Origin of the sequence: Pseudomonas sp. AN-1, assembly GCF_034057115.1 — a bacterium.
Taxonomy (GTDB): domain Bacteria; phylum Pseudomonadota; class Gammaproteobacteria; order Pseudomonadales; family Pseudomonadaceae; genus Geopseudomonas.
Genome location: NZ_CP139195.1, coordinates 3,754,665 through 3,772,605, shown reverse-complemented (window position 1 = coordinate 3,772,605; position 17,941 = coordinate 3,754,665). Strand labels below are relative to the sequence as shown.

The window sequence follows — 17,941 nt, the reverse complement described above, 5'->3', positions numbered from 1 at the left end:
CTCGGGCGCTGCCGGCACTCTCCTGTTTAGCGCACCACCGCCCCGTCCAGCTCGCGCCAGGTCAGGTACAGGCGCAGGTCGAACTCCAGCTGCTGGTAGCCCGGCAGCATGTGCTCGCAGAGCTGGTAGAACGCCTTGTTGTGGTCGAACTCGCGCAGGTGCGCCAGCTCGTGGACCACGATCATGTCGAGGAACTCGGGCGCCGCGTCGCGGAACAGCGCGGCGACGCGGATCTCCTTCTTCGCCCTGAGCTTGCCGCCCTGCACCCGCGAGACCGCGGTGTGCAGGCCGAGGGCGTTGCGCACCACGTCGAGCTTGCTGTCGTAGAGCACCTTGTCGATCCCCGGCGCGTTGCGCAGGAAGCGCTGCTTGCGCTCCATCACGTAGGCGTACAGCGCCTTGTCACTCTGCACCGCATGGCGCTCGGGATAGCGCTTGGCCAGGTAGTCGCCGAGGCGTTCCTCGGCGATCAGCCGGCGCACCTGCTCCTGCAGGTGGGGCGGGTAGGCGGCGAGGTATTTGAGCGGGGTCATCGGGCGGCTCTGGACGGAAGAACAGTCGGCATTCTACCCGCTGCCCGGCCCCGTTGCGCTCAGCCCGCCGCCTCGCCAGCCGCGCCGGGCGACAGCCGCCGCACCAGGAAGTACTGGCCGGCGCCCAGGGAGAACAGGTTGGCCAGGGTCATGAACAGGCCGGCGCGATTGAGCACCCCGCTGCCGACGACGTCCTGCAGACAGAACAGCAGCAGGACGCCACTGCCGGCCGCCTGGAACCAGCGCCAGCGCCGAAAGGCCTGCCGGCGCCGGCCGAGGACCAGGGCGAAGCTCAGCAGCGGCGCGAGAAAAATCGCCAGCACCAGCAGGTCGGAGAACTCCGCCTGCAACGTGCCGTTGAGCAGCAGAATGAGCAGCGCCAGCAGCATGACGCCGGCATACAGTCCATTGAGCAGCCGATAGGTGGCGAAACCGGGTGGCTCGCCGGACATGCGGAGGGGAGCGGGATCCCGCGAGCGCGGCGGGGCGTAGGGATTGAACTCATCCATGAGTACGGACCTGGTGGCGGAGGTGCCCCCGACTATAGCGCCGGACGCGGCGCTGGCGCAGCCACGGCAGGCCGCCGGCAACCCGCCCGGAACTTGCGCGACCGCGCGTTTCCTGCGAAAACGCCGCACCCTGCCGGCCACGACCGGCGCAGCCAGCGAGAGACGAGCGATGAGCGAGCAACTGCAGATCGAGGACATCCGGCCGGGCGACGGCAAGGCCGTGGTCAAGGGCGCCCTGATCACCACCCAGTACACCGGCTGGCTGGAGGACGGCACCGAGTTCGACTCCTCCTACGCCAAGGGCCGGCCGTTCCAGTGCGTGATCGGCACCGACCGGGTGATCAAGGGCTGGGACCAGGGGCTGATGGGCATGCAGGTCGGCGGCAAGCGCAGGCTGTTCGTGCCGGCGCACCTGGCCTACGGCGAGCGGCAGATCGGCGCGCACATCAAGCCCAACTCCAACCTGATCTTCGAGATCGAGCTATTGGAAGTGCTGACCCGCGACGACTGAGAACCCGCCCACGATCTGCTGCGCGTCGGCCATGCTGCGTTGAAATCGGTTTCGGAGTGCTCATTTGCAACCAGCAAACTCCGCTTCCTCAACCGATTTTGCGGGGCCGCCGAGGCCTCGCCTGGCTCTAGCTCGCGAGATCGTGGACAGGTTCTGGTCCGGACAGCACAAGGCCCGCACGCGGCGGGCCTTGTGGGACTACTAGAAGCGAACGCGCCGGATCAGTTGACCTTGGCGGCCAGCTCGCCGCGGGCGTAGCGCTGGAACATGCCTTCCAGGGAGATCGGCTTGATCTTCGAAGCATTGCCGGCGGTGCCGAAGGCTTCGTAGCGGGCGATGCAGATGTCGCGCATGGCCTCGATGGTCTTGGCGAAGAACTTGCGCGGGTCGAACTCGCTCGGCTGCTCGGCCATCATGCGGCGCATGGCGCCGGTGGAGGCCAGGCGCAGGTCGGTGTCGATGTTGACCTTGCGCACGCCGTGCTTGATGCCCTCGACGATCTCCTCGACCGGCACGCCGTAGGTTTCCTTGATGTCGCCACCGTACTGGTTGATGATCGCCAGCCACTCCTGCGGCACCGAGCTGGAGCCGTGCATCACCAGGTGGGTGTTGGGGATGCGCTTGTGGATTTCCTTGATGCGCTCGATGGCCAGCACGTCGCCGGTCGGCGGCTTGGTGAACTTGTAGGCGCCGTGGCTGGTGCCGATGGCGATGGCCAGGGCGTCGACCTGGGTGGCCTTGACGAAGGCCGCCGCCTCTTCCGGATCGGTGAGCATCTGGCTGTGGTCGAGGGTGCCCTCGGCGCCGACGCCGTCTTCCTCACCGGCCTGGCCGGTTTCCAGGCTGCCCAGGCAGCCCAGCTCGCCTTCCACCGACACGCCGCAGGCGTGGGCCATGGCCACGGTCTGCTGGGTCACGCGCACGTTGTAGTCGTAGTCGGCCGGGGTCTTGCCGTCGGCCATCAGCGAGCCGTCCATCATCACCGAGCTGAAGCCCAGCTGGATCGAGCGCTGGCAGACGTCCGGGCTGGTGCCGTGGTCCTGGTGCATGCACACCGGAATGTGCGGGAATTCCTCGATGGCGGCGAGGATCAGGTGGCGCAGGAAGGGCGCGCCGGCGTACTTGCGGGCGCCGGCGGAAGCCTGGACGATCACCGGGGAGTCGGTCTTGTCGGCCGCTTCCATGATGGCGCGCATCTGCTCGAGGTTGTTGACGTTGAAGGCCGGCACGCCGTAGCCGTATTCGGCGGCGTGGTCCAGCAGCTGGCGCATGCTGATAAGTGCCATCTGTGTAGCTCCCAGTAAGGGTCGTTTGATCGGTGCCCAGCCTGCCGCAGGGGCAGGTCGGGCGCAATATGCTTACGGTCGGCGTAGGGTGGACAACGCGCGCAGCGCTTGTCCACCAATCGGCGCCCACGGTGGACAAGGCTGCGCCGTTGTCCACCCTACGGTCATGGCCTCAGGCCTTGGCGCGCTCTTCCAGCACCGCCACGGCCGGCAGGACCTTGCCCTCGACGAACTCGAGGAAGGCGCCGCCGCCGGTGGAGATGTAGGAGATGCGCTCGGCCACGCCGTACTTGTCGATGGCCGCCAGGGTGTCGCCGCCGCCGGCGATGGAGAACGCCGGGCTCTCGGCGATGGCCTGGGCCAGCACCTTGGTGCCGTTGCCGAACTGGTCGAACTCGAACACACCGACCGGGCCGTTCCACAGGATGGTCTGCGAGGCCTTGAGCATCTCGCCGAACATGGCGGCGGTCTGCGGGCCGATGTCGAGGATCATGTCGTCGTCGGCCACGTCGCCGATCAGTTTGACCGTCGCTTCGGCGGTTTCGGCGAACTCCTTGGCGACCACCACGTCGACCGGCAGCGGCACGGCGACCTTGGCGGCGATGGCCTTGGCGGTGTCCAGCAGGTCGGCTTCATGCAGCGACTTGCCGACCTTGTAGCCGGCGGCGGCGAGGAAGGTGTTGGCGATGCCGCCGCCGACGATCAGCTGGTCGCAGATCTCGGCCAGGGAATTCAGCACGTCGAGCTTGGTGGAGACCTTGGAGCCGGCGACGATGGCGACCATCGGCCGGGCCGGCTTGTCGAGGGCCTTGCCCAGGGCGTCCAGCTCGGCGGCCAGCAGCGGGCCGGCCGCGGCGACCTTGGCGAACTTGGCGACGCCGTGGGTCGAGCCCTCGGCGCGGTGGGCGGTGCCGAAGGCGTCCATGACGAACACGTCGCACAGCGCGGCGTACTGCTGCGCCAGCTCGTCGGCGTTCTTCTTCTCGCCCTTGTTGAAGCGCACGTTCTCGAACAGCACCACCTGGCCCGGCTGCACGTCGACGCCGCCCAGGTAGTCGCTGACCAGCGGCACTTCGCGGCCGAGGGCCTTGGACAGGTAGTCGGCGACCGGCTGCAGGCTGTTCTCGGCGGAGAACTCGCCCTCGGTCGGACGGCCCAGGTGCGAGCAGACCATGACCGCCGCGCCCTTCTCCAGCGCCAGCTTGATGGTCGGCAGGGAGGCGACGATGCGCGCGTCGCTCTTGACCACGCCGTCCTTCACCGGAACGTTGAGGTCTTCGCGGATCAGCACGCGCTTGCCGGCGAGATCCAGGTCGGTCATCTTCAAAACAGTCATGGGCTCAGTCCTTTACATGGGCTGTGGGCGATGGGCGACGCGCAGGAAGTGTTCCGCCACGTCGAGCATGCGGTTGGCAAAGCCCCACTCGTTGTCGAACCAGGCCAGCAGGTTGACCAGCCGCGGGCCGGAAACCAGGGTCTGGCTGCCATCGACGATGGCCGAGTGGGGGTCGTGGTTGAAGTCGCAGCTGGCGTGGGGCAGCTCGGTGTAGGCCACCAGGCCCTGCAGCGGGCCCTGCTCGGCGGCCTCGCGCAGCACGCGGTTGATCTCGGCCGCCGTGGTGTCGCGGCGGGTCTGCAGGGTGATGTCCAGGCAGGACACGTTGACCGTCGGCACGCGGATCGCCTTGGCCCTGACCCGTCCGGACAGCTCGGGAAGCAGGCGCTCGATGCCGCGGGCGAGCCCGGTCGACACCGGGATCACCGACTGGAACGCCGAGCGGGTGCGGCGCAGGTCCTCGTGGTGATAGGCGTCGATCACCGGCTGGTCGTTCATCGCCGAGTGGATGGTGGTGATGGTCACGTAGTCGAGACCGACCGCCTCGTCGAGCAGCTTGAGCAGCGGCACGCTGCAGTTGGTGGTGCAGGAGGCGTTGGACAGCAGCCGCTCGGCGCCGCTCAGGCTGGCCTGGTTGACGCCGTAGACGATGGTGGCGTCGACGTCCTGCTCGCTGGCCATCGGCTGCGAGAACAGCACGCGCGGCGCCCCGGCAGCGAGGAAGCGTTCGCCGTCGGCGCGGCTGTGGTAGACGCCCGAGCACTCCAGCACCAGGTCGACGCCCAGTGCGGCCCAGTCGATACCCTCCGGCGTCGCCTGGCGCAGCACCTTCACGCAGTCGCCGTTGAGGTGCAGGCAGTCGCCGGCGACCTTCACCTCGCCGGGGAAGCGGCCGTGGGTGGAGTCGAAGCGGGTCAGGTACTCGATGCTGGCCTGGTCGGCCAGATCGTTGAGGGCGACGATTTCCAGGCCGGCATCCGCGCCGCGCTCGTAGAGGGCGCGCAGCACGCAGCGACCGATGCGGCCGTAGCCGTTGAGGGCGACTTTGTAGGGACGGTTGGGCATGGGATCTCGCAGTGTCTGTCGCTCGGCTCGGGGGAGCACCTCGTAGGGTGCGCCATGCGCACCACAGACGAACCGGCGGTGCGCACGGCGCACCCTACCCGAGGATCGGTGGATGGCCGCAGCCATCCACCCTGACGGCATCAGTCTTCCAGCAGCTCTTCGGCGGTGGCCAGCACGTTGTCGAGGGTGAAGCCGAACTCCTCGAACAGCTGCCCGGCCGGCGCGGATTCGCCGAAGGTGGTCATGCCGATGATGCGGCCTTCCAGGCCGACGTACTTGTACCAGAAGTCGGCATGCGCGGCCTCGATGGCGATGCGCGCGCCGACCTGCACCGGCAGCACGGCCTGCTTCCAGGCGGCGTCCTGCTGGTCGAACACGCTGGTCGACGGCATCGACACCACGCGCACCTGGCGGCCCTGGGCGGTCAGCGCCTCGAAGGCCTGCACGGCCAGGCCGACTTCCGAGCCGGTGGCGATCAGGATCAGTTCCGGCTCGCCGGCGCAGTCCTTCAGGACATAACCACCACGGGCGATATCGGCGATCTGCTGCTCGCTGCGCGCCTGGTGCGGCAGGTTCTGGCGGCTGAACACCAGCGCCGACGGACCGTCGTTGCGCTCGATGGCGTACTTCCAGGCCACCGCCGATTCCACGGCGTCGGCCGGGCGCCAGCAGTCCAGGTTCGGGGTGCCGCGCAGGCTGGCCAGTTGCTCGATCGGCTGGTGGGTCGGGCCGTCCTCGCCCAGACCGATGGAGTCGTGGGTGAACACGTAGAGCACGCGCTGCTTCATCAGCGCCGACATGCGCACGGCGTTGCGCGCGTATTCCATGAAGATCAGGAAGGTGGCGCCGTAAGGGATGAAGCCGCCGTGCAGGGCGACGCCGTTCATGATCGCGCTCATGCCGAACTCGCGCACGCCGTAGTGCACGTAGTTGCCGCCGGCGTCGTCATGGGCCAGGCCCTTGCAGCCCTTCCACAGGGTCAGGTTGGAGCCGGCCAGGTCCGCCGAGCCGCCGAGGAACTCGGGCAGCAGCGGGCCGAAGGCGTTGAGGGTGTTCTGGCTGGCCTTGCGGCTGGCGATGGTCTCGCCCTTGGCGGCGACTTCCGCCACGTAGGCGGCGGCCTTCTCGGCGAAGTCGGCCGGCAGCTCGCCGGCCAGGCGGCGCTGGAACTCGGCGGCCAGCTCCGGGAACTCGGCGGCGTAGGCGGCGAAGCGCTCGTTCCAGGCGGCCTCGCGGGCAGCGCCGGCCTCTTTCGCGTCCCACTCGGCCTGGATGTCGGCGGGGATCTCGAACGGACCATGGTTCCAGCCGAGCTGGGCGCGGGTGGCGGCGATCTCGGCATCGCCCAGCGGCGCGCCGTGGCACTCTTCCTTGCCACCCTTGTTCGGCGAACCGAAGCCGATCACGGTCTTGCAGCAGATCAGGGTCGGACGCTCGCTCTCGGCGCGCGCGGTCTCGATGGCCATCTTGATCTCGTCGGCGTCGTGGCCGTCGACGTTGCGGATCACCTGCCAGCCGTAGGCCTCGAAGCGCGCCGGGGTGTCGTCGGTGAACCAGCCCTCGACCTCGCCGTCGATGGAGATGCCGTTGTCGTCGTAGAAGGCGACCAGCTTGCCCAGGCCCAGGGTGCCGGCCAGCGAGCAGACTTCGTGGCTGATGCCTTCCATCATGCAGCCGTCGCCGAGGAACACGTAGGTGTTGTGGTCGACGATGGCGTGGCCCGGGCGGTTGAACTGCGCGCCCAGCACCTTCTCGGCGATGGCGAAGCCGACCGCGTTGGCGATGCCCTGGCCGAGCGGACCGGTGGTGGTCTCCACGCCCGGGGTGTAGCCGTATTCCGGGTGGCCCGGGGTGCGGCTGTGCAGCTGGCGGAACTGCTTGAGGTCGTCGATCGACAGGTCGTAGCCGGTCAGGTGCAGCAGCGAGTAGATCAGCATCGAGCCGTGGCCGTTGGACAGCACGAAGCGGTCGCGGTCGGCCCACTGCGGGTTCTGCGGGTTGTGCTTGAGGAAGTCGCGCCACAGCACTTCGGCGATGTCCGCCATGCCCATGGGTGCGCCGGGATGGCCGCTGTTGGCTTTCTGCACGGCATCCATGCTGAGGGCACGAATGGCATTGGCTCGGTCACGACGGCTGGGCATCGCTGGTCTCCTGCAGGGGGGCTTGACGAAAAAAGGCCGCCATTTTCGCCCACAGGCGGGGGAACGGGCAATCACAGATGGTCGATCCGCGCGAATCGGCCCGCCGTCCGCAGCGTGACCGAGCGCCAATATCAAAACTTTTTGATACAGGCATTGCGCCACCGCGACGCGCCGACTAGACTTCGCCCCCTTATGAGTACGCAGCCCGCCTTCCGCCACGCCCCGAGCGAGCAACTGGCCGCCCTGTGCAAGGCCGCCGGCGACCCGCTGCGCCTGAGCGTGCTGCGCGCGCTGGCCAGCGACTCGTTCGGCGTACTGGAGCTGGCGCAGATCTTCGCCATGCGCCAGTCGGGGATCAGCCATCACCTCAAGGTGCTGGCCCAGGCCGGCCTGGTGGCCACCCGCCGCGAGGGCACCGCGATCTTCTACCGCCGCGCCCTGGCGCACGGCGGCGAGACCGGCAGCGCGCTGCACGCGGCGCTGCTCGAGGAAGTGGACGAACTGCAGCTGCCGGACGCGGTGCAGGCGCGCATCGCCGAGGTGCAGGCGCAGCGCGCCGCCGCGGCGCACGACTTCTTCGCCCGCACCGTGGAGAAGTTCCGCGCCCAGCAGGACCTGATCGCCGGCCTGCCGCAGTACCGCGACAGCCTGCTGGCTCTGCTCGACGCCCTGCACTTTCCGCTCAGCGCCACGGCGCTGGAGGTCGGTCCCGGCGACGGCGCCTTCCTGCCCGAGCTGGCGCGGCGCTTCGCCGCCGTCACCGCGCTGGACAGCAGCCCGGCGATGCTCGAGCTGGCCCGCCAGCGCTGCCAGGCCGAGGGACTGGCCAACGTCGAGCTGAAGCTGGCCGACGCGCTGCATGACGAACAGGCGCCGGCCGACTGCGTGGTGCTGAACATGGTGCTGCACCACTTCGCCGAGCCGGCCGCGGCGATGCGCCAGCTGGCGCGGCTGGTCAGGCCGGGCGGCAGCCTGCTGCTGACCGAGCTGTGCAGCCATGCCCAGGGCTGGGCGCGCGAGGCGTGCGGCGATCTGTGGCTGGGCTTCGATCAGGACGAGCTGGCGCGCTGGGCCGCCGAGGCGGGCCTGGAGAGCGGCGAGAGCCTCTATCTGGGCCTGCGCAACGGTTTCCAGATCCAGGTACGGCACTTCGCCCGCCCGGATCGGAATTGAACACTGCTGTATGACACGGCCGCGAGGCCGACTCACCCACCGGTAATAACAGGAACCGATAGATGAGCGAATATTCCCTTTTCACCTCCGAGTCCGTGTCCGAAGGCCATCCGGACAAGATCGCCGACCAGATCTCCGATGCCGTGCTTGACGCCATCATCGCCGAGGACAAGCACGCCCGCGTGGCCTGCGAGACCCTGGTGAAGACCGGCGTGGCCATCGTCGCCGGCGAGATCACCACCAGTGCCTGGATCGACCTCGAGCAGCTGGTGCGCGACGTGATCGTCGACATCGGCTACAACAGCTCCGACGTCGGCTACGACGGCGCCACCTGCGGCATCGTCAACATCATCGGCAAGCAGTCCCCGGACATCAACCAGGGCGTCGACCGCGCCAAGCCGGAAGACCAGGGCGCCGGCGACCAGGGCCTGATGTTCGGCTACGCCAGCAACGAGACCGACGTGCTGATGCCGGCGCCGATCTGCTTCTCCCACCGTCTGGTCGAGCGCCAGGCCGAGGCGCGCAAGAGCGGCCTGCTGCCGTGGCTGCGCCCGGACGCCAAGTCGCAGGTCACCTGCCGCTACGAGAACGGCAAGGTGGTCGGCATCGACGCGGTGGTGCTGTCCACCCAGCACAGCCCGGAGATCAGCCAGAGCGACCTGCAGGAAGCGGTGATGGAGCTGATCATCAAGCACACCCTGCCGGCCGAGCTGCTGCACAAGGACACCCAGTTCCACATCAACCCGACCGGCCAGTTCATCATCGGCGGCCCGGTGGGCGACTGCGGCCTGACCGGCCGCAAGATCATCGTCGACTCCTACGGCGGCATGGCCCGCCACGGTGGCGGCGCCTTCTCCGGCAAGGATCCGTCCAAGGTCGACCGCTCGGCCGCCTACGCCGGCCGCTACGTGGCCAAGAACATCGTCGCCGCCGGCCTGGCCGAGCGCTGCGAGATCCAGGTGTCCTACGCCATCGGCGTGGCTCAGCCGACCTCCATCTCGATCAACACCTTCGGCACCAACAAGGTCAGCGAAGACACCATCATCAAGCTGGTCCGCGAGGTCTTCGACCTGCGTCCGTACGCGATCACCAAAATGCTCGACCTGCTGCACCCGATGTACCGTCCGACCGCGGCCTACGGCCACTTCGGCCGCACCCCGGTGGAGATGACCGTCGGCGACGACACCTTCACCGCCTTCACCTGGGAGAAGACCGACAAGGCCGAGGCGCTGCGCGCCGCTGCCGGTCTGTAATTCCTCCGCAGCACGAAAAAGCCCCGCCAGCGCACGCTGGCGGGGCTTTTTTCATCAGGGCGTGTCGCCACCATGAGGCCCCCGGATCCGTTCCCGGCGCCTGGCGATCTCGACCTCGTGGTCGGCGCCTTCCTCGGCATTGCCCGCTTCGGGCAGATGGCCGGGAGCGACCATCCAGATTTCCAGCTGCTGGGCATCCACCTCGCTGACGCCGTGCACCGCACGGGCCAGCTCGATGGCCTGCTCGCACAGTCGGTGCGATTCGACCCGCCCGCTCAGGGCCACCACCCCGGCATGGGTCTTGACGTGGATATGCTGACCACGGGTCGGCTTGGCCATTTCCAGGGCGGACTTCACCCTGGCGGTGAGCCACAGGTCGTGAACCGCCATCCCCAGGTCGTGCGAGTACTGATTGAAGGAATGCATTTTCATGGCGAGTACCTCCGCAGGTACGTTCAGCCCCGCCCGGCAGCAACGGCAGCAGACTCGCCCCACCGCCCTGCAGGCGCCGGCATCCGTTCACTATACTCCCGCTGGAAACGCTGGCATCTACGGCCAGCCACCAGCCGATGACCGGCCGAAGCGGCAGCGCGATTGCACTGGCCGCCGCGACGCAGGATCATTGGCCACCTGTTGTCAGCGCACCTGGATCCCCCCGGACATGCATCCCGACTGCCAATACCTGCAAGACCTCCTCCACCGCGACATCCCGCTGACCCGCGCCATGCAGCTGCGCGTGCACAGCTGGGAGAACCACGAACTGCGCCTGGCCATGCCGCTGGCGCCCAACAGCAACCACACCGGCAGCATGTTCGGCGGCAGCCTGTACAGCATCAGCGTGCTGACCGGCTGGGGCTGGCTGACCCTGCGCCTGCGCGAGGCGGGCATCGACGACGGGCATATCGTGATCAAGGGGGGACAGATCGACTACCCGCTGCCGGTGGTCGAGGAGGCCGTGGCGATCTGCGCGGCGCCGGGCGAGGCGGAGTGGAAGAAGTTCGAGACCATGTACCGCCGCCGCGGCCGCGCGCGCCTGTACCTGGACATCCGCATCCCGGCGCCGAGCGGCGAGACGGCGGTGCATCTGCATGGGGAGTACGTGCTGCACAAGTAGGCAGCGCCCGAACCCAGGGCTCTGAGTGCGCATGGCGCACCCTACGGCTAAGCAGCGAGGCGGTACGACGTAGGGTGCGCCATGCGCACCGATGAGCTTAGATGCCCCGCACTCAATCCAGCGCCAGGGCCAGCTGCAGCAGTTCCTCGCGCCACTCCGCCGCCTGCGGCAGGGCGAGGAAGTGCGGGTTGAGGTAGTCCTCGCGCGCCGGGTAGACCAGCGGCCGGCCGTGCAGGTCGAGCACCTCGCCGCCGGCGCCTTCCAGCACGCCCTGCGCCGCCGCGGTGTCCCACTGCGAGGTGGGCGCCAGGCGCGGATAGCAGTCGGCGCTGCCCTCGGCGAGCAGGCAGAACTTCAGCGAGCTGCCGACGCTGGCCAGCGTCAGGTCGCCGAAGCGCGCGCTCAGGCCGCTGAGCAGGCGCTCCTGGGCCGGGCTGGAATGGCGGCGGCTGGCCACCACGGTGAAGGCCTCGGGCGGAGCGATGCGCACGCCGATCGGCTGCTCGCCGGCATCGTCCCGGCGCCAGGCGCCGAGGCCGGCGCCGCCGTAGTAGCACAGCCCGCGCGCGGGTACGCCGACCACGCCGAACAGCACCCGTCCCTGCTCGACCAGCGCCACGTTGACGGTGAACTCCGGGCTGCCGGCGATGAATTCCTTGGTGCCGTCCAGCGGGTCGACCAGCCACCAGCGCGACCAGTGGCGACGCACCGCCAGGCCGATCTCGCAGTCTTCCTCGGACAGTACCGGGATATCGCTCGCCAGCCGCGCCAGACCGTCGGCAAGCAGGCGGTGGGCGGCCAGGTCGGCGGCGGTCACCGGCGAGGCGTCGGCCTTGATCTCGATGGCCACGTCGTCGCGCCAGAACGGCAGGGTAGCGGCGCCGGCCTGGCGCACCAGCTCGACCACGGCGGGCAGCAGCGGATGAGTCATGGCCGGGCTCACGGCTGGTAGTCGCCGCGCTGGGTCAGCAGGTCGCGCACCAGGTACAGTGCCGCCAGGGCGCGCCCCTCGCTGAAGTTGTCGGCCATCGCCAGACGCGAGATGTCGCGCAGGCTGAAGCGCTCGACGCGGATCGCCTCCGGCTCGTCGCCGGGCAGGCGCTCGGGATAGAGGTCGCGGGCCAGCACCACCTGGATGCGCTGGCTCATGTAGCCCGGCGACAGCGACAGGCCGGTGATGTGCTCGAGCTGGCGGGCACCGAAGCCGGCCTCCTCCTTCAGCTCGCGGTTGGCCGCCGCCAGCACGTCCTCGCCCGGCTCGATCAGCCCCTTGGGCAGCGACAGCTCGTAGCCATCGGTACCGGCGCAGTACTCCTCGATCAGCAGCACGGTCTCGGCGTCCTCCATGGCCACCACCATCACCGCCCCGTAGCCCAGCCCGCGACTGAGCAGCCGCTCGTAGGTGCGCTCGACGCCGTTGGAAAAGCGCAGCTGCAGCTCCTCGACGGTGAACAGGCGGCTCTTGGCCACGATGGCGCGGGCGAGAACATCGGGTTTCTGGCGCATAAGCTGGACTCCTTGGCGTGGCCGACACGTTATCATAACGCGCCCTTTTTTCGACTCCCGGCAGAATGCCGCGCCGCCCGGCGGCTGCAGCGGCTGCCGCCCAGCCCGAGCCGCCCGCCCCCATGCCCCAGCTGCCCTGGAACCAGATCGACACCGTCCTGCTCGACATGGACGGCACCCTGCTCGACCTGCACTTCGACAACCATTTCTGGCTGCACCACCTGCCGCAGCGCTACGCCGACAAGCACGGCATCGCCCTCGAGGCCGCGCTGGCCGAGCTGCTGCCGCTGTTCCAGCAGCATGCCGGCCAACTGAGCTGGTACTGCCTGGACTTCTGGAGCCGCGAGCTGGCGCTGCCGGTGCGCGCGCTGAAGGAGGAGATCGCCCACCTGATCGCCCTGCGCCCGGACGCCGACCGCTTCCTCGCCGCCCTGCGCGCCGCCGGCAAGCGCGTGGCGCTGATCACCAACGCCCACCGCGATTCGCTGTCGCTGAAGCTGGAGCGGGTCGAGCTGGCGCCATTCTTCGACCGCCTGATCAGCTCCCACGACTACGGCTTCCCCAAGGAGGACCAGCAGTTCTGGTTCGCCCTGCAGCAGGACTTCGGCTTCGACCCGGCGCGCAGCCTGTTCATCGACGACAGCCTGCCGATCCTGCGCAGCGCCCGCCAGTACGGCATCGCCCACCTGCTCGGCGTGCGCCAGCCGGACAGCCGCGGCGCGCCCAAGGACACCGAGGAGTTCGCCGCCGTCGACAGCTATCTGGCGTTGTGCACGGGGCTGCCCGCGACCTGAGCAAGAGCCCTCTGACCGGGGCATATCCGGCAAAGTTCCCGATAAAAGGCGGCAATGTGCGGAATTTTGCAAAACGCTGCCGCCCATCGGAACGGCTCTTGCCAAATGCCTCGTGCCTGCGCAGGATCGGCGCCGACATCCCCACGGAGTGATAGCCGCGATGAAATACGCCCCCCTCTTCCTGTTGTCCCTGACCCTGGTCGGCAGCTCCGCCTGGGCGGCCGACGGCAATGGCACCGCAGCCGTCGGCGGCGCCCTCGGCGGGGTGCTCGGCTCGGTGGTCGGCCAGGCGGTCGGCGGCAGCACCGGCGCAGCCATCGGCGCCGGCGTCGGCGGCGCGGCCGGCGGCGCAGTCGGCGCCAAGCGCGGCAACAAGACCGAAGCGGCCATCGGCGGTGGCCTCGGCGCCGCCGGCGGCAACGTGATCGGCAAGACGGTCGGCGGCACCACCGGCGGCCTGATCGGCGCCGGCCTCGGCGGTGCCGCGGGCGGCGCGCTGGGCAACCACATGGGCGACGCCAGCCAGGCCGAACGGGAGCGCGACTACTACAGGGACGGTTACCGTGACGGCCGCCGCTATCGCGGCAAGCACTGGCATGACAACGGCCGCCATTACGGCCACCGCAAGCATCGCCATCGTCACGACGACTGACCCCCACGCAACGGGCGCCCCAGGGCGCCCGTTTGCATTGCTGCGCCCGCACCGCTGGAAATGCCGGCGCCGCTTGGGGACACTAGGGCCCTCTCTTCCCCGCTGAGCGCCCCAGTCCATGAGCGAATCCTCCCCCCTCCCCTCGCCGTTCGCCGACGCGCCGCTGTCCGCCGCCGAGGCCCGCGCCCTCGGCTGCCTGATCGAGAAGCAGGCCACCACGCCGGAAAGCTACCCGCTGACCCTCAACGCCCTGCAGCTGGCCTGCAACCAGAAGACCAGCCGCGAGCCGCTGATGAACCTCACGCCCGGCGAGGCCGGCCAGGCCCTGCGCAGCCTGGAGCAGCGCGGCCTGGTCCGCCTGGTGATGGGCAGCCGCGCCGACCGCTGGGAACAGCGCGCCGACAAGTCGCTGGAACTGGTGCAGCCGCAGCTGGCCCTGCTCGCCCTGCTGCTGCTGCGCGGCCCGCAGACCCTCGGCGAGCTGCTGGCGCGCAGCGGCCGCCTGCACGCCTTCGACGACACCGAGGAAGTGCGCCACCACCTCGAGCGCCTGGCCGGCCGTGGCCTGGTGCGCCAGCTGCCGCGGCAGAGCGGCCAGCGTGAGGAGCGCTACGCCCACCAGCTGGGCGATCCGGCCGAACAGGAGGCGCTGCTCGCCGCCCGCCCGCAGGAGAGCGCCGCCCCGGCCGGTGCCGCTGCGCAGGAAGAGCGCTTCGCTGCCCTGGAAGCCCGCATCGCCGAGCTGGAGGCGCGTCTGGCTCGCCTGGAGGGCGACGGCAACTGAGCAGCGGTAGAAAATCGCTGCGCGAGTTTTCTACCCTACTCGTCTGCCCGCCCGCCGCCAGAAATGAAAAAGCCGCCCGAAGGCGGCTTTTTCATGCACGGTCGCGGCTGATTACAGCTGCGGGCCGGCGGCGCGGATGGCGTCGGACACCTCGAACTTGGTGAAGTTCTCGATGAACAGCTTGGCCAGGCCGCGGGCGGCTTCGTCGTAGGCGGACTTGTCGGCCCAGGTGTTGCGCGGGTTGAGCAGCTCGGTCTCGACGCCCGGCACGGCCTTCGGCACGTCCAGGTTGATGATCGGCAGGTGCTCGGTCTCGGCACCGACCAGCGCGCCGCTCTGGATCGCCGCGATCACCGCACGGGTGGTCGGGATGTTGAAGCGCTTGCCGACGCCGTAGCCGCCGCCGGTCCAGCCGGTGTTGACCAGGTAGACCTTGGAGCCGAACGCCTTGATGCGCTTGATCAGCAGCTCGGCGTACTCGCCGGCCGGACGCGGGAAGAACGGCGCGCCGAAGCAGGTGGAGAAGGTCGACTTGATGCCGGTGCCGCTGCCCATCTCGGTGGAACCGACCAGCGCGGTGTAGCCGGACAGGAAGTGGTAGGCGGCCTGCTCGTTGTTGAGGATCGACACCGGCGGCAGCACGCCGGTCAGGTCGCAGGTCAGGAAGATCACCGCGTTCGGCTCGCCGCCGAGATTCTTCTCGGAACGCTTCTCGACGTGCTCCAGCGGGTAGGCGGCGCGGCTGTTCTGGGTCAGGCTGGCGTCGGCGTAGTCCGGCTGGCGCGAACGCTCGTCGAGCACCACGTTCTCCAGCACGGCGCCGAACTGGATGGCCTTCCAGATCACCGGCTCGTTCTTCTCGGACAGGTCGATGCACTTGGCGTAGCAGCCGCCCTCGATGTTGAACACCACGCCCTCGCCCCAGCCGTGCTCGTCGTCGCCGATCAGGTAGCGGCTCGGGTCGGCGGACAGGGTGGTCTTGCCGGTGCCGGACAGACCGAAGAACAGGGTGACGTCGCCTTCTTCGCCGATGTTGGCGGCGCAGTGCATCGGCAGCACGTCGGCTTCCGGCAGCAGGAAGTTCTGCACCGAGAACATGGCCTTCTTCATCTCGCCGGCGTAGCGCATGCCGGCGATCAGCACCTTCTTCTGGGCGAAGTTGAGGATCACGCAGCCGTCGGAGTTGGTGCCGTCACGCTCCGGCTCGCAGACGAAGGACGGCACGTTGAGGATGCGCCACTCGCCCTTGCCGGCCGGGTTGAAGGTTTCCGGGTTGATGAACAGGCAGCGGCCGAACAGGTTGTGCCAGGCGGTCTCGGTGGTCATCTTGACCGGCAGGTAGTGCTCGGCGGCGGAGCCGACATGCACGTGGGAGACGAAGTGGCTGCGCTCGGCCAGGTAGGCTTCGACGCGATCCCACAGGGCGTCGAACTTGTCTTCCGGGAACGGACGGTTGATCTTGCCCCAAGCGATCTTGGCCTCGGTGCTCTGCTCCTGGACGATGAAGCGGTCCATCGGCGAGCGGCCGGTACGGTGACCGGTACGCACGACCAGCGAGCCGTTGGCGGCGAGCTCGCCTTCGCCACGGCGGATGGCCTGCTCGATCAGTTCGGCGGTGCTGATGTCGGTGTACACGGCAGTGTTGGCTTGCGTCATGTGGTCCCCGTCGGCCTGTGGCCGAGTCCTCCAATCATTGTTGTAGCGGTTCTTGATGCGCGCTACAGCGAAAAAATTGCGCGCGATTATGCCAGAGAAAACGGCCTCTGGGCAAAAAACACTCAGTCAGTGCCGGGTCGGCGACGGCTCGGCACTGCCGCCGCCGGCGAACAGCTGGGCGATGTCGGCGGCGTCGAAACGGTAGCTGTGGTTGCAGAACTGGCAGTCGATCTGCACGGATCCACCCTGCTCCTGGACCAGTTGCACGGCGTCGGCCTCGCCCAGGCTGGCCAGGGCATTGGCCGAGCGCTCGCGCGAGCAGCTGCAGCCGAAGCGCAGCGGCTCGGCGTCGAACACGCGCACCGTTTCCTGATGGTACAGGCGGCGCAGCAGGGTCTCGTTGTCGAGGCCGAGCAGCTCCTCGGCGGTCAGGGTATCGGCCAGGGTCAGCAGGTGCTCCCAGCTGGCCGCACGCTCGTCGGGGTCGGTCTGGCGGTCGGCCGGCAGCTGCTGCAGCAGCAGGCCGCGGGCACGACGGCCGTCGGCATTCAGCCAGAAGCGGCTGGGCAGCTGCTGGGACATCTCGAAGTAGCCGGACAGGCAGTCGGCCAGGGTCTCGCCATCGAGGCTGACGATGCCCTGGTAGCGCTTGCCGACCTTCGGATCGACGGTCATCGCCAGCACGCCCTCGGGCATCAGTTCGCGCAGCGTGTGCGCCGTGCCCAGGGCCTCGGCGTCGTAGCGGGCGATGCCGCGGATCTCGCGGTCGCTGGAGCACTCGACCATCAGCAGCGGCACCGGGCCGCTGGAGCGCGCCTGCAGCACCAGCAGGCCGTCGTACTTGAGGATGTCGCTGAGCAGGGTCACCGCGGCGAGCATCTCGCCGAGCAACTCGGCGACCGGCTCGGGGTAGGCGTGCTTGGCCAGCACCTCGGCGAAGCTCTGGTCGAGCTCGACCAGTTCGCCGCGCACATCGGTGTCTTCGAACAGGAAACGTTGGGAAAAATCGGACATGCCAGACCCGCTGGGTTCGCTCGTGAGGGCCAATTTTAGGCGCAAACGGCAGGCATCACCAAGGGGCGCCCGTCTATCGCCGCTGCGGGTCGAATCTATCGATGCTCAGTGGCCGTCGCGGAACTGGTGGATCTGCCGACGCTGCTTCTTGGTCGGCCGCCCGTCGCTCTGCACGCCCAGCGCGCCAGCCTGGCGCAGCGCCGCGGCCTGCTCGCGGCGGGCGATGCTGTCGGCGGTCTCCGCGTAGAGCGACTGCGCCTCGGGCGCGCCGCGGCGCACGCTGGACAGCGCGCGGACGATCACCGTGCGCTCGTCGAAGCCGGCGCGGATGGTCAGCTCGTCGCCGACCTTCGGCTCCCGGGCCGGCTTGCAGCGCTCGCCGCGGCAATGCACCTTGCCGCCCTCGATGGCCGCCTTGGCCAGCGCGCGGGTCCTGAAGAAGCGCGCCGCCCACAGCCACTTGTCCAGGCGCGCCCTGTCGTCGTCTTTGTCGCTCATGCCCTGCTCTCCTCGCTCCGCACTTGCCCGGCGGCGCTGTCGACCGCGTCACGGCAGATGGCGGGCCCGCCTAGGCTTGATCATAATGGTTCGATGCCCACCCGGGCGATCCGGCC

Annotated in this window: 19 protein-coding genes; 7 read left to right on the top strand and 12 right to left on the bottom strand. The window is 68.9% G+C overall.

Annotation, left to right across the window (positions count from 1 at the left end; all coding sequences use genetic code 11):
- Positions 1-26 precede the first annotated feature (26 nt).
- Both SK095_RS17800 and SK095_RS17795 read right to left on the bottom strand, forming a co-directional pair.
- Positions 27-533, bottom strand: a complete 507-nt coding sequence (locus SK095_RS17800; RefSeq protein WP_320547023.1) for a M48 family metallopeptidase — start codon at positions 531-533, stop codon at positions 27-29.
- A 59-nt stretch (positions 534-592) separates the two neighbouring features.
- A complete protein-coding gene (locus SK095_RS17795) occupies positions 593-1,042 on the bottom strand; it encodes a hypothetical protein (protein WP_320547022.1) in 450 nt (149 codons plus the stop codon).
- A gap of 169 nt (positions 1,043-1,211) precedes the next feature.
- Here SK095_RS17795 and SK095_RS17790 point away from each other — a divergent pair, with 169 nt between their 5' ends.
- Positions 1,212-1,553, top strand: a complete 342-nt coding sequence (locus SK095_RS17790) for an FKBP-type peptidyl-prolyl cis-trans isomerase (RefSeq protein WP_320547021.1) — start codon at positions 1,212-1,214, stop codon at positions 1,551-1,553.
- Positions 1,554-1,774: 221 nt separating this feature from the next.
- On the opposite strand, the gene fba is transcribed toward SK095_RS17790, so the two are convergent.
- From fba to tkt, 4 genes are all read right to left on the bottom strand, one after another.
- Positions 1,775-2,839 carry a class II fructose-bisphosphate aldolase gene (gene fba / locus SK095_RS17785; RefSeq protein WP_256014139.1) on the bottom strand — a complete coding sequence of 355 codons (1,065 nt, stop codon included), beginning with the start codon at positions 2,837-2,839 and terminating at the stop codon, positions 1,775-1,777.
- Positions 2,840-3,011: 172 nt separating this feature from the next.
- Complete coding sequence (locus SK095_RS17780) at positions 3,012-4,175, bottom strand: phosphoglycerate kinase (RefSeq protein ID WP_320547020.1); 1,164 nt, start codon at positions 4,173-4,175, stop codon at positions 3,012-3,014.
- 12 nt (positions 4,176-4,187) lie between these two features.
- Positions 4,188-5,240, bottom strand: coding sequence for an erythrose-4-phosphate dehydrogenase (gene epd, locus SK095_RS17775; protein ID WP_320547019.1), 1,053 nt, complete (start codon positions 5,238-5,240; stop codon positions 4,188-4,190).
- Positions 5,241-5,380: 140 nt separating this feature from the next.
- Entirely contained in the window at positions 5,381-7,381 is a 2,001-nt protein-coding gene (gene tkt, locus SK095_RS17770) for a transketolase (RefSeq protein ID WP_320547018.1), read from the bottom strand.
- A 192-nt stretch (positions 7,382-7,573) separates the two neighbouring features.
- On the opposite strand from tkt, the gene SK095_RS17765 reads away from it, so the two are divergent.
- Entirely contained in the window at positions 7,574-8,554 is a 981-nt protein-coding gene (locus SK095_RS17765) for an ArsR/SmtB family transcription factor (protein ID WP_136489398.1), read from the top strand.
- Between the two features lie 62 nt (positions 8,555-8,616).
- Positions 8,617-9,807 carry a methionine adenosyltransferase gene (metK, locus tag SK095_RS17760; RefSeq protein ID WP_136489399.1) on the top strand — a complete coding sequence of 397 codons (1,191 nt, stop codon included), beginning with the start codon at positions 8,617-8,619 and terminating at the stop codon, positions 9,805-9,807.
- A 54-nt stretch (positions 9,808-9,861) separates the two neighbouring features.
- Here metK and SK095_RS17755 read toward each other — a convergent pair whose 3' ends face one another.
- On the bottom strand, positions 9,862-10,239 hold the full coding sequence (locus tag SK095_RS17755) for a BON domain-containing protein (RefSeq protein ID WP_320547017.1): 378 nt from the start codon (positions 10,237-10,239) through the stop codon (positions 9,862-9,864).
- A 229-nt stretch (positions 10,240-10,468) separates the two neighbouring features.
- On the opposite strand from SK095_RS17755, the gene SK095_RS17750 reads away from it, so the two are divergent.
- On the top strand, positions 10,469-10,921 hold the full coding sequence (locus SK095_RS17750; protein ID WP_320547016.1) for a thioesterase domain-containing protein: 453 nt from the start codon (positions 10,469-10,471) through the stop codon (positions 10,919-10,921).
- A 112-nt stretch (positions 10,922-11,033) separates the two neighbouring features.
- On the opposite strand, the gene cysQ is transcribed toward SK095_RS17750, so the two are convergent.
- Together cysQ and nudE are read right to left on the bottom strand one after the other, a co-directional pair.
- Complete coding sequence (gene cysQ, locus SK095_RS17745; RefSeq protein ID WP_320547015.1) at positions 11,034-11,852, bottom strand: 3'(2'),5'-bisphosphate nucleotidase CysQ; 819 nt, start codon at positions 11,850-11,852, stop codon at positions 11,034-11,036.
- Between the two features lie 8 nt (positions 11,853-11,860).
- Positions 11,861-12,427, bottom strand: coding sequence for an ADP compounds hydrolase NudE (gene nudE / locus SK095_RS17740; RefSeq protein ID WP_136489403.1), 567 nt, complete (start codon positions 12,425-12,427; stop codon positions 11,861-11,863).
- Positions 12,428-12,549: 122 nt separating this feature from the next.
- On the opposite strand from nudE, the gene yrfG reads away from it, so the two are divergent.
- The 3 genes from yrfG to SK095_RS17725 all read left to right on the top strand — a co-directional run bounded on the left by yrfG (position 12,550) and on the right by SK095_RS17725 (position 14,657).
- Entirely contained in the window at positions 12,550-13,221 is a 672-nt protein-coding gene (gene yrfG, locus SK095_RS17735; RefSeq protein ID WP_136489404.1) for a GMP/IMP nucleotidase, read from the top strand.
- A 160-nt stretch (positions 13,222-13,381) separates the two neighbouring features.
- Positions 13,382-13,873: a glycine zipper domain-containing protein gene (locus SK095_RS17730; protein ID WP_201486416.1), complete on the top strand. Its 492-nt coding sequence runs from the start codon at positions 13,382-13,384 to the stop codon at positions 13,871-13,873.
- A 118-nt stretch (positions 13,874-13,991) separates the two neighbouring features.
- Entirely contained in the window at positions 13,992-14,657 is a 666-nt protein-coding gene (locus SK095_RS17725) for a YceH family protein (RefSeq protein WP_136491358.1), read from the top strand.
- Positions 14,658-14,768: 111 nt separating this feature from the next.
- Here the strand turns inward: SK095_RS17725 and SK095_RS17720 are convergent, their stop codons facing one another.
- The 3 genes from SK095_RS17720 to SK095_RS17710 form a co-directional block, all read right to left on the bottom strand.
- On the bottom strand, positions 14,769-16,313 hold the full coding sequence (locus SK095_RS17720) for a phosphoenolpyruvate carboxykinase (protein WP_136491359.1): 1,545 nt from the start codon (positions 16,311-16,313) through the stop codon (positions 14,769-14,771).
- Positions 16,314-16,439: 126 nt separating this feature from the next.
- A complete protein-coding gene (hslO, locus tag SK095_RS17715; protein WP_320547014.1) occupies positions 16,440-17,327 on the bottom strand; it encodes an Hsp33 family molecular chaperone HslO in 888 nt (295 codons plus the stop codon).
- A 105-nt stretch (positions 17,328-17,432) separates the two neighbouring features.
- Positions 17,433-17,825: an RNA-binding S4 domain-containing protein gene (locus tag SK095_RS17710; protein ID WP_136491361.1), complete on the bottom strand. Its 393-nt coding sequence runs from the start codon at positions 17,823-17,825 to the stop codon at positions 17,433-17,435.
- Between the last annotated feature and the right edge of the window lie 116 nt (positions 17,826-17,941).

Coding starts and splice junctions, on each gene's coding strand:
- SK095_RS17795 (WP_320547022.1), bottom strand. CDS start 1,042: ATGGATGAGTTCAATCCCTACGCCCCGCCGCGCTCGCGGGATCCCGCT.
- hslO (WP_320547014.1), bottom strand. CDS start 17,327: ATGTCCGATTTTTCCCAACGTTTCCTGTTCGAAGACACCGATGTGCGC.
- SK095_RS17750 (WP_320547016.1), top strand. CDS start 10,469: ATGCATCCCGACTGCCAATACCTGCAAGACCTCCTCCACCGCGACATC.
- fba (WP_256014139.1), bottom strand. CDS start 2,839: ATGGCACTTATCAGCATGCGCCAGCTGCTGGACCACGCCGCCGAATAC.
- SK095_RS17720 (WP_136491359.1), bottom strand. CDS start 16,313: ATGACGCAAGCCAACACTGCCGTGTACACCGACATCAGCACCGCCGAA.
- tkt (WP_320547018.1), bottom strand. CDS start 7,381: ATGCCCAGCCGTCGTGACCGAGCCAATGCCATTCGTGCCCTCAGCATG.
- yrfG (WP_136489404.1), top strand. CDS start 12,550: ATGCCCCAGCTGCCCTGGAACCAGATCGACACCGTCCTGCTCGACATG.
- SK095_RS17725 (WP_136491358.1), top strand. CDS start 13,992: ATGAGCGAATCCTCCCCCCTCCCCTCGCCGTTCGCCGACGCGCCGCTG.
- metK (WP_136489399.1), top strand. CDS start 8,617: ATGAGCGAATATTCCCTTTTCACCTCCGAGTCCGTGTCCGAAGGCCAT.
- SK095_RS17800 (WP_320547023.1), bottom strand. CDS start 533: ATGACCCCGCTCAAATACCTCGCCGCCTACCCGCCCCACCTGCAGGAG.
- nudE (WP_136489403.1), bottom strand. CDS start 12,427: ATGCGCCAGAAACCCGATGTTCTCGCCCGCGCCATCGTGGCCAAGAGC.
- SK095_RS17755 (WP_320547017.1), bottom strand. CDS start 10,239: ATGAAAATGCATTCCTTCAATCAGTACTCGCACGACCTGGGGATGGCG.
- cysQ (WP_320547015.1), bottom strand. CDS start 11,852: ATGACTCATCCGCTGCTGCCCGCCGTGGTCGAGCTGGTGCGCCAGGCC.
- SK095_RS17790 (WP_320547021.1), top strand. CDS start 1,212: ATGAGCGAGCAACTGCAGATCGAGGACATCCGGCCGGGCGACGGCAAG.
- epd (WP_320547019.1), bottom strand. CDS start 5,240: ATGCCCAACCGTCCCTACAAAGTCGCCCTCAACGGCTACGGCCGCATC.
- SK095_RS17765 (WP_136489398.1), top strand. CDS start 7,574: ATGAGTACGCAGCCCGCCTTCCGCCACGCCCCGAGCGAGCAACTGGCC.
- SK095_RS17780 (WP_320547020.1), bottom strand. CDS start 4,175: ATGACTGTTTTGAAGATGACCGACCTGGATCTCGCCGGCAAGCGCGTG.
- SK095_RS17710 (WP_136491361.1), bottom strand. CDS start 17,825: ATGAGCGACAAAGACGACGACAGGGCGCGCCTGGACAAGTGGCTGTGG.
- SK095_RS17730 (WP_201486416.1), top strand. CDS start 13,382: ATGAAATACGCCCCCCTCTTCCTGTTGTCCCTGACCCTGGTCGGCAGC.